This window comes from Algoriphagus limi (genome assembly GCF_024919275.1).
Taxonomy (GTDB): Bacteria; Bacteroidota; Bacteroidia; order Cytophagales; family Cyclobacteriaceae; genus Algoriphagus; species Algoriphagus limi.
The window spans coordinates 1364412-1379110 of the sequence record NZ_JANWGH010000001.1; the positions used below are offsets into that span (position 1 = coordinate 1364412).

Consider the following 14699-nt stretch of genomic DNA (forward strand, 5'->3'; position numbering starts at 1 on the left):
TAAACTGTATGGTTTACCCTTTACTTTTTACATCTTACAAAAATTCAAATCATCGGAATTTACCTTTGAGCATCGCCAATTTTTCAGCCATGGTGCCTTGAGGCTCTTCCTTGCGCTCTGATTTGGAGTTTTTATCCATCTTTTTCCCTCGCTCCGCAAAAGGATCAGCCTTCATACTTAGACCGATTCGCTTCCGAGGTATATCCACATCCAATACAGTGACAATCACCTTTTGGTTGACCTGTACAATTTCATTGGGATCTTTGACAAAGCGATCTGCTAGATGACTCAAATGCACCAAACCGTCCTGATGTACTCCAATATCCACAAAAGCACCAAAGGCAGTAATATTGGTAACAATGCCGGGAAGTTTCATCCCTCGCTTCAGGTCTTCGAGGTGATTGACACCCTCCTGAAACTGAAATACTTCAAACTGCTCACGCGGATCGCGACCAGGTTTGGAAAGTTCTTCCAAAATATCCTGAAGAGTCGGTAGGCCAACGGAATCAGAAAGGTAATTTTTCAAATTGATTCGATTGCGAAGGGAATCAGATTGCATCAATTCACTAACTGTCGTACCCAAATCTTTTGCCATTCGCTCAACCAATTCGTATCGCTCAGGGTGCACAGCAGAACGATCCAAAGGATTCATCCCTTGTCGTATTCTCAAAAATCCAGCTGCCTGCTCATATGCCTTTTCACCCAATCGAGGTACTTGTAAAAGTTGGGAACGGCTGGTAAATGGCCCATGCTGGTTTCGATAGTCTACAATATTTTGTGCTAAAACAGGCCCTAATCCAGAGACATAGGTCAACAGCTGCTTGGATGCAGTATTTACCTCCACTCCTACTCCGTTAACCGCAGAAATCACCGTATCATCCAAGGCATTTTTTAAAGCGGATTGATCTACATCATGCTGATATTGACCCACACCGATGGATTTTGGATCAATTTTCACCAGCTCCGCCAAAGGGTCCATCAAACGCCTTCCAATGGAAACTGCACCCCGGACAGTCAAGTCCAAATCCGGAAATTCCTCCCGTGCAACTTCAGATGCCGAATAAATTGAAGCCCCTGATTCATTGACCATAGTAACGATCACCGATTTCGAAAGACCTATTCCTTTGACAAAAGCCTCAGTTTCTCTTCCCGCTGTACCATTTCCAATAGCAATTGCCTGAATGTCAAATTTCTCCACCAATCCACGAACAGTCATAGCCGCCTCTGTTGTTCTTCGCTGAGGTTCATGGGGAAAAATGGCCTCATAGTGTAGCAGCTGCCCTTGAGGTCCTAGACATACCAACTTACAACCGGTACGAAAACCAGGGTCTATTGCCATCACGGCTTTTTCACCTAAAGGAGCTCCCAAAAGAAGCTGACGAAGGTTTTCTGCAAAGACTTTGATTGCTTCCTCATCTGCTTTTTTCTTAGTGATTAGACGAACTTCCGTTTCCATACTTGGTTTGAGCAATCGCTTATAGGCATCCTTGATCGCCAATTTTACTTGAGATACAGAAGTGTTTTCAGCATTGATCAAGATTTGTCGCTCTATCAAGGCAATTGCATCTGCCTCTTCAGGGCAGACATCCAACAATAAAAACAGTTCTTTTTCTCCCCTTCTCATCGCCAAAACCCGGTGCGAAGGAGCTGAGTGAATTGGTTCTGACCAATCGAAATAATCCTTGTACTTAATAGCTTCCTGTTCTTTCCCCGGAATAACTCTTGAGCGGAAAAACCCTTCTTTCAAAAAGAGCTGCCTCATTTTTTCGCGAAGCCCTGCATCCTCATTGATCCATTCAGCAATGATATCTCGAGCACCTTGAAGTGCTTCCTCAACTGAAGTCACTTCTTTTTCAGCGTTGAGGTATTCGGTAGCTAAAGACTCTAATTCTAGAGACTCTTGCTTAAAAATTATTTCTGCCAAAGGCTCTAGTCCTTTTTCCCGAGCAATAGTTGCCTTGGTTCTACGCTTTGGTTTGTATGGTAAATAAATATCCTCCAATCGAGCCATGGTCTCCGCTTCCAAAATGGCTTTTTGGAGTTCCGGAGTCATTTTTCCTTGCTCCTCAATTGACTTAACAATTGCTTCTTTCCGCTTATCCAAGTCCCGTAATTGCTGGATTCGATCCCGAACCGTAGCAACCTGAACTTCATCCAAGCTTCCAGTCACTTCTTTTCTGTATCTGGAAATAAACGGAACAGTCGCTCCTCCGTCCAATAGGTCAATTGTGGCTTGAACTTGCTGATTTTTTACTTGTAACTCTTCGGCTATTTTGTGGGAATAATTCATGTGATTCAATCAAATTCTCTTCAATTTTCCCGCAAGATAGGAGTCCTTTTTAAGACAAAAAGTGGGAAATGTAGCGCTTGTCACTAAGGGTCTGATTTTAAGAATGTAAAATTGAAGCAGAATTTAAAAGATTTGAAAATTGAAGTTCAGTAGAACTGTGGGAATGTTGAAAAGTAGAAAGGTTACTTGTTTGATATAATAATTCAAACTCTTAATAATTCGAAACCAATTATTCCCTTTTTTGATCCCAAATTTCAACATTAAAAGTAACCTCGTAATTAGTAAATCGTATTTCGAAATTCGATATGGACTGGAAAAAAGAAATAAAATCTTGGGGCTTGATTTTGGCCTTTTTCGCATTCTTATATTTCACTGGCTTACTGCCGGTCGTGCAGGGAGCACTCCAATCTGTTTTACTTTCCACGGGTTTAATTAAACCCAAATTAGAGCGAGTTGATCTTACTAATAAGAATTTCGATTATGCTGGAACTTTTCAGGATTTTGATGGAAATACAATTCGCTTAGCCGATTATAAAGGAAAGACTGTTTTCATCAATCTTTGGGCTTCTTGGTGTGGACCATGTCGAGCAGAGATGCCCCACATTTCTGAGCTGTACAAATCTGTCCAAGACCAAGAAAACCTCGAGTTTTTAATGATAGGAGTAGATAATGACTATCAGAAAAGTAAGAATTTTATAGAAGGAAAATCCTGGTCTTTCCCTGCTGTTCATGCCAGTTATGGCCTAAACAAGTCCTTGCTCAGCGAATCAATCCCGACAACCCTGGTGGTCAACCCTGAAGGAAAAATCGTGTTCTATCAGGAGGGAATGAGCAATTTCAACACGGATGAGTTTCGGGATTTTTTGATTAACCAATAAATCGCCGTTTAAAAATTTTTGGCTTTTTTATACTCCAACTTAATCTTCTGAATCACAAACTCAGACTAAGAAATCTGTCTTAGTTCGGTTCCTTATTTTAGGAGAATCTGAAAAACTCTCTATCTTTCTTTCATGAAAATTCCCGATACGGAAGTTATCATCATCGGAGCTGGTTTTTCAGGAATTGCTGCTGCAAAAAAACTTCATGAAGCTGGCATTAGCTTTATAATTCTGGAGGCCCGAGATCGAATTGGAGGAAGAGTTTACACAAACTATCTAAAAGAGGATCTGTATGTTGACCTAGGAGGACAATGGATAGGCCCGACTCAGGATAGAATGTATGAACTGTGCAAGGAATACGGCATCTCCTATTTTGAGACCTATGATGAAGGCAAAAACGTCCTAAATCTTCGGGGTAAAATCCGGACCTACAAAGGAATCATTCCGAAAATGGACCCTATTTCCTTAATCAATTTGGATATTTTGATGAGGAAACTGGAACGAATGGCAAGACAAATAAATGTTCATTCTCCTTGGTCCCACCCCAAAGCTCCAAAATGGGATCAAATGACCTTGGAAACCTTTCTTAGAAAAAATTCCAAAACCAAGTCCTGTTACGAAGTCATCAAAATTGGCTGTGAAACAATTTTTGCCTGCGAACTGAATGAAATCTCATTACTTCATGCACTATTCTATATCCGTTCGGGAACATCTTTAGACTGCTTGATTAACATTAAGGATGGAGCGCAACAACACCGAATTGTTGGCGGGATGCAAAGTATTGCGGAAGCAATGGTCGCCCCATTTCATGAAAAAATTATTTTCAATTGCCCCATAGAAAAAATTATCCAAGGTGCTGATCAGTTGGAGGTGATTTCTAGCGAGAATAGTTTTTTTGCAAAAAGGGTCATTTTGACTGTACCTCCTCCTCTCCTCAAGAATATAGATTTTGAACCAGGCTTAAGCACTGAAAAAAGCCAACTTTTGGAAAATTATCCAATGGGCCGTGTGGGCAAGTGCTTCATGATTTACGATACTCCTTTTTGGAGAGAAGATAACTATAGTGGACAGGTAGTTTCAGATGATCCACTAACACATCAGACGCTTTTTGATTGCTCCCCAGTGGATGGAAAGTACGGCATTCTGATGGGATTTACGATTGGGAATCGAGCGGACGAATATTTTGGAAGAAGTGAAGAAGATCGAAAAAAGCGAATGATTTCCCAATTGGTTCAGTATTTTGGTGAAAGAGCTAAAAACCCCATCCAATACATAGATTTTACTATGAGTGATGAGACTTGGTCTCAAGGTTGCTATGCTGGGCTGATGCCTATCGGTGCCTGGTCAAATTGGCGGGACGCCTATAGAAAACCGGAAGGAAATCTCCATTTTGCAGGAACAGAAGCAGCCACGGTTTGGCATGGTTACATCGAAGGGGCAGTTCGCGCAGGAGAAGCAGCGGCTTCAGAAATCATTGAATTGAAAAAGAAAGAAAAAATATGAGTGTGAGAAGATTCATCGTCTCATCTATATTATTGGTCATATTCATTTGGCTGATTTGGTCCTTTGCAGGAAGAAGCTATCCGCCTGATCAACCTGAGACTTTTTTAGATATAGTAGAAGAAGTTAACCCTAGCGATTCTCTCTATAACAATATCGTGGGGATTCAACCCTACATGCTTGCAAAAGACTATATAGATCAGGAAACCTTCTACCGAAAAATGGAGCTTTACCTGGATGCTGCCCGGAAATCCCAACTTATCCATTCAAATACAGTGGTTTTGCTTCCAGAGTATGTTGGAACCTGGTTGGTTTTATCTGGTGAAAAACATGTGCTGGCAGAAAAAGACAATCTGAAAGATGCCATGTCCACCTTAGTACTTTCAAATATTGTCGATTTTGTAGTCAATTATTTTCAAAGTCATGAATTGGATAGACCCACTGGTACCCTATTTCGAATGAAGGCAAGAAAAATGGCTGAAGATTACTTCAATACCTTCAGCCAATTGGCACAACAGTTCAATTGTTATATCGCGGCTGGAAGTATTATTCTCCCACAGCCTTATGTAGAAGAGGGGGAATTATATGTTGATAAAGAAGGCCCTCTTTATAATGCCTCATTCATTTTTGGCCCTGATGGTAAAATAATCGGGGAGCCTGTTTTAAAAGCATTTCCTATCGAATCGGAAATTCCTTTTGTTAGTGGAGAAGCGGTGGAAAAAATTCCTGTATTTAACCTTCCTATGGGAAAAACCGCCCTACTGATTTGTGCTGATAGTTGGTATCCAGAACCGTATCAGGTAGCCAATCAGTCACAAACAGAGATCATTTTAGTGCCCTCTTATCTCACCGGCGATGAGGGTATGAAAAAACCTTGGCAAGGTTATAATGGCGCTCCAGCTCCTGTTGATACGAATCTCAATGATATTGAGAAAATCAGTGAGTGGGAAGCCTGGAATAAATATGCACTACCAGGAAGAATTGGGCAAACAAATGCTCGAATTGGCTTAAATGTGTTTTTACGGGGAGAGCTTTGGAATTTAGGCGCTGATGGTCAGCCTTTAGCTGTCCTATATGGCCATCAACTAGAATTAAACCCTGCAAATCGAGCTGGAATCTGGTCCATAAATTTTTAGCATATGTGCGACACCCTGGTAGCTCTTGGGAATTACACCCAATCCGGAAATTTGATCTTTGGCAAGAATTCTGATCGGGAGCCTTTAGAAGCACAGGAAATCAGTCATTTCCCCAGAAAAACCCAAACCGAAAAAACGCTTGATTGCACATTTATTTCCATTCCCCAAGCGGAACAAACATGGGAAGTCTACTTATCCAAGCCTTTTCAAATGTGGGGAGCAGAAATGGGTGTTAATGAATGGGGTTTAACCATTGGAAATGAAGCCGTTTTCACTCAGGTCAAAATCAATAAAAAGAAGTCCGGATTGACTGGAATGGACTTACTTCGTCTAGCATTAGAGCGAAGCAAAAAAGCCGAAGAAGCAAAAAACCTGATTATTCAACTCCTTTCGATTTACGGTCAAGATGCCTGCGGAGGTTATCAAAACAAAGATTTTTATTATCACAATAGCTTTCTAATCGCTGATACTGAAGAAGCTTTTATTTTGGAAACTGCAGGAAAATCCTGGGCTTGGAAAAAAGTCAGAGACACTGCCAGCATATCAAATTGTCTTAGTTTGGATGATGATTATGATGAGATTTTCATAGAGAAAGAAGCCAAACATTTAAGCTCCTTCTTTCGCTCAAAAAAAGGATTCAAATCCCGATTTTCTGACTTCCTCTACACCTATTTTTCCAAAGCAAGTAGCAGAAAAGCAATAACAACAAATCAACTGGAAAATCAAGCTGGTCATTTAAGCACTTGGGAGTTTATGAAAACACTCCGGACGCACAATATGCCAGATAGCGAATTTCATCCCAGAAACTGTTCAGCAGCTTCCATTTGCATGCATGCTACCGGACTGACAAACCCCTCGGATACGACAGGAAGTTTGGTAACTGAGCTTCGAACAAGCCGACCAAATACAATTTGGCTTACAGGCACTCCTCATCCTTGCCTTAGCCTGTATGTTCCTTTCTATTTCGGTACTAATACTGATTTTCTGAACTTTCCTAGTTCAAAAAAGGATAATTCCCTTTGGTGGCAAGCGAGATATCTTCATGAATTGATTGACAAGAACCGAAGCCAACTTTTCCCAAAAATCCGACAGGAATTGGATGAAATTCAAAATAAATGGATCAAGAAAGACGCCTTGATTACAGATAAAAACCCAATCAAATCAGAACTACAAGAATTTAGTCAAAGCTGTTACCAGTTTTATCTAAACTGGGTCCTAGAAAAAATCCACGACTTGAAGTAACTAGCAAACATTTTAGACAAAATGCTCTAACAGCCAGCTGTAGGGAAGAGACCAAAAGCACCTAAAATTCATTAACTTGGAAAAAAGCCAAATCATGAAATCCCTGCCAATCTTATTGTTACTTCTTTTTCTTGGTTCATTTTCTATTCAGGCTCAAGACATTCGAGTTTATAAGGAGCCGGAATTTGGATTTGACTGGAGTAAGCCTTCAGAATATCCGGATAGAATAGTACTGACTTTTGGAGAGGATGCAACTTCAGAAATTAGCGTGAATTGGCGAACCAATACAGAAATAAAAACAGCTTTTGCTGAATTAGCTGTCGCAACCGGAGCTCCGAAATTTTGGAGAAATGCCATTACACAAAAAGCTCAGACTGAAGTCTTTGAAGCCTCACAAATAGCGACAGCCGAAGTGGATGCAAATTACCATAGTGCCACTTTTTCGAATTTGACTCCAGAAACAGTTTATGCCTATCGAGTCGGTGATGGAACTCGATGGTCGGAATGGTTTCAGTTTAAAACCCCAAGTGATCAAGCTGGAAAGAAATTCTCCTTTCTTTATCTAGGTGATGCCCAAAATTACATTTTGGAATTGTGGGCCCGCTTAATCCGTGAAGGCTATAGAAAAGCTCCAGATGCGGATTTTATCATTCATGCCGGGGATTTGATTAATTATGCCCATCGAGAACAGGAATGGCACGAGTGGTTTACAGCAGGTGGGTTCATTCATAGTATGCTCCCAACCTTAGCAGTACCCGGAAATCATGAATATAATTACCTGAATGAAGCAGACCGGGAAAGTAGAAAGCGAAGCCTTTCCATACAATGGAAACCCCAATTTAGCTTTCCTTTAAATGGCCCAAAAGGACTAGAAGAAACTGCCTTTTTTATTGATTACCCAGATGCCAAATTTATTTTTCTTGACAGTAATCGAGACCACGAACTCCAAGCAGCTTGGCTTGAGGAAACCCTTCAAGCAAATAACAAACAGTGGGTTATTGTCAGCTATCACCACCCCCTCTTTTCAGCTTCAGCAGGAAGAGACAATGAAGCATTAAGAAAGCTTTGGAAACCCATTTTCGACAAATATCAAGTCGATTTAGCATTACAAGGGCATGATCACAGTTATGGAAGAGGCAGAGTTTCTCCCGGTGAAAATGTAATGGATGGTATGAACATGCGAGACAAAACAGGAACTGTCTATGTGGTGTCTGTGAGCGGTGGGAAAATGTATGGAATCAAGCCTGATGGTTGGGAAGAATGGGGAGCAGTAAGGGATCGAGCCGCTGAAAACACTCAGCTTTTTCAGGTTGTTAGCATTGAAGGCAACAAACTTCTCTTTGAGTCCTATACAGCCATCGGAGAACTTTATGACAAATTTGAACTTACGAAAGGCGAAGATGGAGTCAATCAATTCCGTGATTATAAAGAAGAGCTTCCAGCGGAATTCAGATTTTCAAATACCACTCCTTATGAAGACCAACTTCCCCAAATCGTAGAAGAAGGTTTGTTGAAGGCTTATCCGGGTTTTGAAGTTAGGCAGGTTCGGTTTTTTGAAGAAAAAGGCAAAGCTAGAATTCGGGTAATTCTTCAAAAAGATGATCAAACCAAAGATCTTATATTAGATCAGGAAGGACGAGTACTTTCCGAAAAAGAAAATTGAAAGGCCAAATCTTGAATCATCGGGCAAACTTATGTCAGAGAAAAGACGCATTACGCTAAAGGATATCGCACGAGAATTGGGAATCTCTGTTTCCACAGCTTCTCGAGCTTTGAACGAGTATCCTGGAATTTCAGAGGAGACCATCAAAATGGTACAGGAATTCGCCAAAAAACACAATTACGTCCCTAATTCCATTGCGGTCAATTTCCGAAAAAACAAAACCATGACTATTGGGATGATTGTCCCGGAAGTGGTTCATTATTATTTCTCTTCTATCATTAGTGGAGCATTACAGGCAGCTACTAAGAAAGGATATAGGCTTTTAATCAGTCAGACAGAAGAAAAAGCAGAACTGGAAATGCATGCTTGTCATGGAATGCTTGCTGGAAATGTTGATGGCCTTATCATCTCGATCTCCAATGAGACATCCGATGTCTCCCATATTCAAGAATTTTTGGACGAGGGAAAGCCTGTAATACAGTTTGATAAATATTCTGAAAAACTCAAGACACCAAAAGTCATCACCGACGACTATCAAGGTGCATATGGGGCCGTAAAGCACTTAATCGAACAAGGATATACGAAAATCGCCCACATCAACGGTCTCGAAAATGTCCAAAATTCAGTGGACCGTTTGGCAGGATATCGGCAAGCTTTAGTCGACCATCATTTGGAAGAAAATTCGGATTGGGTGCCACATTGCCAGCAAATTACAGAGCAAGAGGGTTACCATTTTGCAAAGCAGTTGATGGAAAGCAAGAATCCCCCTGATGCTATTTTTTGCATAACAGACTTGGTGGCTCTTGGAGTTATGAATTACCTGCGGGAAAGCAATCGGAAAGTGCCAGATGAGGTAGGTGTAATGGGATTCAGCAACTGGAAAATTTCTGAAGTGATGCAACCTTCCCTCAGCACAGTGGAACAGCATGGATACCAAATCGGAAAACGTTCTACCGAACTACTTATTGAATCTCTTCAGAGCACTGATAAAAGCCTAATTGATCAGAAAATTGAAATACCAAGTGATTTAATAATTCGGAATTCTACGCTGCGAAAAGGGTAGACTTTTCTATTCCTTTACCTCAAAAATCCGAAATCCATAAGGTTCCAAAATCAGGTAATTATCATCAGAACCGACCTCAATAATCTTTTTGGACCAATGGTCATATAAGGTGTGGGGCAAAAAACCAAACTCCTTCAAAGCATACCAAGTCAAAAAAGCTGTTTCAGATGAATAATTTCCAATGACAAAAACCTTTTGCCCATCCATCTCCCGAAGAAATCCTGCGACGTGAATATTATGAGGTTGTATCCACTGAATATTATTGAAGTCCGCTATAGCAGAAAGTTTTTTCCGAATTTTTATCAGTTTTTGTGTGCCTGAAAAAACCTCATTCTCAATAGTCCCCTTCTCTTTTCGAAGTCCTGCTTTATCCCAATCAATAATGGGCCTATGCATCCAGCGATTATCATAACTTTTGGCGGGATCCTGCAAAAATGAATAATCATTCAAATAGCCCAACTCATCTCCATAATAAAGCATTGGCAATCCTCCGGTGAACATGGAAAAAACCTGCATCAATAAAATTTTTTGAATCGAGAGCTGAATTTGATCTGGACCTTGGGCGATTAAGGCAAATTCCAATCCGCAAAGGGAAGCTAATGAACCTGAGATTCGGGCATCACCCGTTTTAGGATTGCTGGAAAAAAGCGCCCCTTTTGCTGGACTATTCGGGAATTTCCCAGAGTAATAATCCTTCAAATAACTTCTATGTTGATACGGGTCTTTTCCAGCCTGTGCAATCATATAATCATCATACCCCAAGCCAATATCATCATGGCAACGAGTGTAAGAAATCCAGCTTGTCCCCAAAGGCTTTTGTTGGAGAATGCCTTGAGCTTGCAACATCACTCGAGTATCTCCCGTAGCCAACATATCCCATTGAAGGGCCATTTGGGTAGCATTATAGGCAAAATCACATTCCTTCCCCGCTCTATCCTCTTTCCCAAAATATTCCATAATGGCCTCGGGGGCAACTATAGCTTCTCCCAAAATAGCCATTCCCGGAGTCGCCATTTGCACAGCCTGTTTAATGAGTTGCAATAGCTGATGAGCTTGAGGTAAGTTTTGAGAACTTGTCCCCGTCTCTTTCCAAATAAAAGCCGGAGCATCAATCCGAAGTAGATCAACCCCCAAATTGGCATAGAAAAATACATTATCCAGCATTTCCCGCAGTACATGCGGGTTACGATAATTCAGGTCCCATTGATAATGATGAAAAACGGTCATCACCCACTTCTGACACTCATCACACCAAGTAAAATTCCCTGGTGAACTCTCGGGAAAAATCTCCGGCATGGCTGCTTCATACTGATTGGGAATCCAGCGATTATCGTACATGTAGAAATAATCTTGGTATCGCTTATCTCCGGCTTTGGCCTTTTCTGCCCATTCATGTCGATGTGAAGTATGATTGAGGACAATATCCAACATTAGATTCATCCCTTGAGCATGCATACTTTTTCGCAATGCTACCAAATCCTGCAAATTGCCAAACTTGGGATCTACTTTTCTAAAATTGGATACTGCATAGCCTCCATCACTTTCACCTGCCGGACTTTCGAAAAGTGGCATTAAGTGGAGAAAGTTTACTCCTAACTCCTCAAAATAATCCAACTTTTTATGGAGTCCATTTAGATTACTCGCAAAGCGATCCACGTAAAGACTCATGCCAGCCAGTTGATTGCTAAGAAACCAGTTTCCTTGCTTTTCTTTGGTTTTATCTCTTTTCTTAAGATCCTGCTCTCTTTCCAAATAGGCGACAATAATGGACTTTAAAAGTTCCTCAAAAACATCTTCGAATTCGGAAAAATCCCCGTAAACAGATCGATACAAGGACTCGAGATTTGCAATTCCCTGCTGAAATCTTTCATAGAAAACCCGGTGTGTTCCAGATGAGCGAATCCCAAATTCCTGAAGCAAAGCCTCCCAAGGCATAGTATCCTTTTCCATTAATCTTTCTACTATCATTAATGACCTCCACCAGCTATAGGCTGATCAATCGTTACGTTTTTATTTTCCTTAATATTCAGAGTGGCCAAAGCAGCAATAATCAATAAAACACCGCCAAATATGATGGCTAACCCAGGGTCATTACCCAAGAAGGTTTTGGAGATAACTCCAAATGTCAGCGTCTGAAGAATCATTGGAATTACAATCATCATATTGATAATTCCCATGTATACACCATAGCGCTCTTTTGGAATTTCATTGACCACCAAGAGATAGGGCACTCCCATCATACTAGCCCAGGCGATCCCAAACCCAGCCATAGGAATAAATAGAGCATATTTATTCGTGAGCTGAGGAAAAATCATCAAACCCACTCCTGCCATAAGCAAACAGATGAAATGAACTTTTTTGGGACCGAATTTTCTGGCCATGCTAGCCAAAAAGAATGCGGAAAGAAAGGTCACCACATTATACCAACCATTGACCAATCCAGTCCACCCAACGGCCTCTTCATAAAGCTTTGGGTCACCAGTTGGTGTGGTGTTCCAGACAGACTGAGCGATACTTTTCGCTGCATTTTGCCAATAGCAAAACAAGGCATACCATTGAAAAAGATATATCAAGGCAAGCTTCCACATCACTCCCGGCATCACCATGATGGACTCAATAATCTCTACGTTTTGCGCAAAAAGTACTCGAGTTTTGGGATTAGTTTTGGTTTTTTCTAAAACCCGCTTAATCAAGCCTTTTGAGAAAATGGCAGGAATTAAAAGTGCAAAAAACACCAAATAGGCGACCAGAGTAGTGAGAATAGACAAGAAGAACTGGATGGCAGGATGAGGCATTCCTTCATTCCGTTTTTTCAAGGCCGCCAACTCTTCAGGACTAGGTGGGATTTCAGGAGTTTTGGAAATACTCCACATCACCGAGCCTATGGAACAAACCGTCCCTAAGAAAAACGAAGCATAAACCCAATAGGGAAGCGAACCCCAAGTTCCAGTGATATACTTTTGGAAAATGAAAAGCGAAACATTGGCTAGAGTAATACCCAGTCCCGTGAAAAAGCTTTGTGTCAAAAAGCCGGTACTATATTGCTCATCTGGCAGTTTATCTGCAATCAAGGCCCGATAAGGTTCCATAGCCGTATTGTTTGCGGCGTCTAAAACCCAGAGCAAACCTGCTGCCATCCAAAGCGAACTACTGAATGGATAGAAAAATAGCGTAATACTACAAAACAACGCTCCAATGAAGAAAAATGGCTTTCTTCTTCCATACTTAGGACTCCAAGTATTATCACTCAAAGCACCAATGATTGGCTGAATCAAAAGTCCTGTCATGGGACCTGCCAAATTCAAAATGGGAATTTCGTCAGGAGCTGCTCCCAGCATATCGTAAATAGGATTTACAGCACTTTGCTGAAGTCCAAAACTGTACTGAATGCCAAAAAAACCGACATTCATATTGATAATTTGGGAAAAGGAAAGCTGCGGTTTTTTCATGAAAACCTGGGTTAGTTTGGGTTAGAAAAGGGTCAAAAGAATTTTGTCAGCATTAAAGCCATGTTGAACATACCAAATTTTAATTGGAGAAAAACTATGTTCAAAAAGAATTGAATGAAAAAATTAATGCAAACGATTGATAATTTTGACTTGGCTAAAAATTCAATCGATTACAAAAAATCCCGCCAACTCTGGCGGGATTAAAATCGGATGGTAATTACTTGATTGGAACTTTCTTATAAGAAGATAGATCGTTTATAAAGTCCTTTAAATGCTCAATCTCCACATGATCCATCAATACGATTTTATACCATTTATTTCCTTCATCATGAGTCTGAGGGACCAAATTGTATTTATGGGCAATTTCTTCTGGTACTGCAAAGGAGCGGATAGTAACAATATTCATTTCAGGTTCTCGGAAATATGGAACCTCCAACATATCCAGTTGCTTACACAACCAATTGGTTCGCATCTTTAATACTGAAATTTTCTCATACCATTTATGCGGCCCATAAGTGGTCAAAATGGTCCAAACAGCCACTGCATTTGCCCCCGACCGACTTCCGCATAGCGTCAGATCCATTCCCTCCACGTACTGAGCTTCTGTGGTCAAAACATTTTCTATCAACCCCTTTCGACACACAAAAATCCCTGTCCCGTAAGGTGCCTGAAGCATTTTGTGAGCATCAATGGTAATGGAAGAAATTTTCGGGTTGGTGAAATTAATTGTGTTTTCCCCTTCAGAAAACGGAAAGACAAAACCACCATAAGCTCCATCTATATGCAAGCGATAAGGCACTTCAAATTCCTCTAGCACTTCAGTCATCGGTACAGGATCATCCACGGATCCAAACATGGTTGTACCCATATTGGCAATGACGATAAAATATTTCTTGCCTTCTTCCAGAGCAGATTTCACCGTATTTCTAAAATCCTCTCTACTAATATCCCGAGTGACTTCGTCAACCGGAACCTTCTTCCATTCCAACATCAATAAATTAGCTCCCTTTGGAATGGAATAGTGCGTATCATCGGAAGCAAGGATAGCTATCTCGTTCAATTCAGCACCATAGGTTTTCATGAATTCATTTCGATAAACCCACATTGCCTGAACATTGGCTTCAGTACCTCCCGGAGAAATGTATCCATCATATTCGCCTTCTTTTGCCTTGAAGAGGTCTACTGCAATCATATCCAATACTTCACGCTCGATTTCCTGAGTTCCTTTAAAGGAATATTCAGAAGTACCATAGGTGTGGCAACCGATATGATTTGGGTTGGCGATATAAGTATTCAAAACCGGCATCTCCCGGAGAAAAAGCGATTCATTAGTAAATACTTTCTCATCTAGTCTAGATGCAGGATAGCCGAGGTTTGCATCTTTACTGAAGTCCACATTTTCCTTTAAGGCACGTTGGACCCGATTAAGCCGCTCCTCAGGAGTCAGCTTTTTCCAAAATTTCATATCAATTTGCATC

At 40.9% G+C, this 14699-nt stretch carries 10 protein-coding genes; 6 read left to right on the plus strand and 4 right to left on the minus strand.

What is annotated here, in order from left to right; all coding sequences use genetic code 11:
* Positions 1–49 precede the first annotated feature (49 nt).
* The gene (locus NY014_RS05945; protein ID WP_259413640.1) at positions 50–2290 is read right to left on the minus strand and encodes a Tex family protein; all 2241 of its coding nucleotides are present in this window, start codon (positions 2288–2290) and stop codon (positions 50–52) included.
* Positions 2291–2595: 305 nt separating this feature from the next.
* Between NY014_RS05945 and NY014_RS05950 the strand changes: the two genes are divergently transcribed.
* The 6 genes from NY014_RS05950 to NY014_RS05975 all read left to right on the plus strand — a co-directional run bounded on the left by NY014_RS05950 (position 2596) and on the right by NY014_RS05975 (position 9772).
* Positions 2596–3168, plus strand: a complete 573-nt coding sequence (locus tag NY014_RS05950; protein WP_259413641.1) for a TlpA family protein disulfide reductase — start codon at positions 2596–2598, stop codon at positions 3166–3168.
* 132 nt (positions 3169–3300) lie between these two features.
* Entirely contained in the window at positions 3301–4671 is a 1371-nt protein-coding gene (locus NY014_RS05955; protein WP_259413642.1) for a flavin monoamine oxidase family protein, read from the plus strand.
* On the plus strand, positions 4668–5804 hold the full coding sequence (locus NY014_RS05960; RefSeq protein WP_259413643.1) for a nitrilase-related carbon-nitrogen hydrolase: 1137 nt from the start codon (positions 4668–4670) through the stop codon (positions 5802–5804). The genes NY014_RS05955 and NY014_RS05960 overlap by 4 nt, the downstream gene beginning before the upstream one ends.
* 3 nt (positions 5805–5807) lie before the next feature.
* Positions 5808–7046 carry a carcinine hydrolase/isopenicillin-N N-acyltransferase family protein gene (locus NY014_RS05965; RefSeq protein WP_259413644.1) on the plus strand — a complete coding sequence of 413 codons (1239 nt, stop codon included), beginning with the start codon at positions 5808–5810 and terminating at the stop codon, positions 7044–7046.
* 94 nt (positions 7047–7140) lie between these two features.
* A complete protein-coding gene (locus tag NY014_RS05970) occupies positions 7141–8709 on the plus strand; it encodes a purple acid phosphatase family protein (protein WP_259413645.1) in 1569 nt (522 codons plus the stop codon).
* Positions 8710–8740: 31 nt separating this feature from the next.
* On the plus strand, positions 8741–9772 hold the full coding sequence (locus NY014_RS05975) for a LacI family DNA-binding transcriptional regulator (protein WP_259413646.1): 1032 nt from the start codon (positions 8741–8743) through the stop codon (positions 9770–9772).
* Positions 9773–9778: 6 nt separating this feature from the next.
* Here NY014_RS05975 and NY014_RS05980 read toward each other — a convergent pair whose 3' ends face one another.
* From NY014_RS05980 to NY014_RS05990, 3 genes are all read right to left on the minus strand, one after another.
* The gene (locus tag NY014_RS05980) at positions 9779–11722 is read right to left on the minus strand and encodes an amylosucrase (protein ID WP_259413647.1); all 1944 of its coding nucleotides are present in this window, start codon (positions 11720–11722) and stop codon (positions 9779–9781) included.
* Between the two features lie 17 nt (positions 11723–11739).
* Positions 11740–13221: an MFS transporter gene (locus NY014_RS05985; protein WP_259413648.1), complete on the minus strand. Its 1482-nt coding sequence runs from the start codon at positions 13219–13221 to the stop codon at positions 11740–11742.
* A 217-nt stretch (positions 13222–13438) separates the two neighbouring features.
* Positions 13439–14698, minus strand: coding sequence for a pyridoxal phosphate-dependent decarboxylase family protein (locus NY014_RS05990; protein WP_259413649.1), 1260 nt, complete (start codon positions 14696–14698; stop codon positions 13439–13441).
* Position 14699 lies beyond the last annotated feature (1 nt).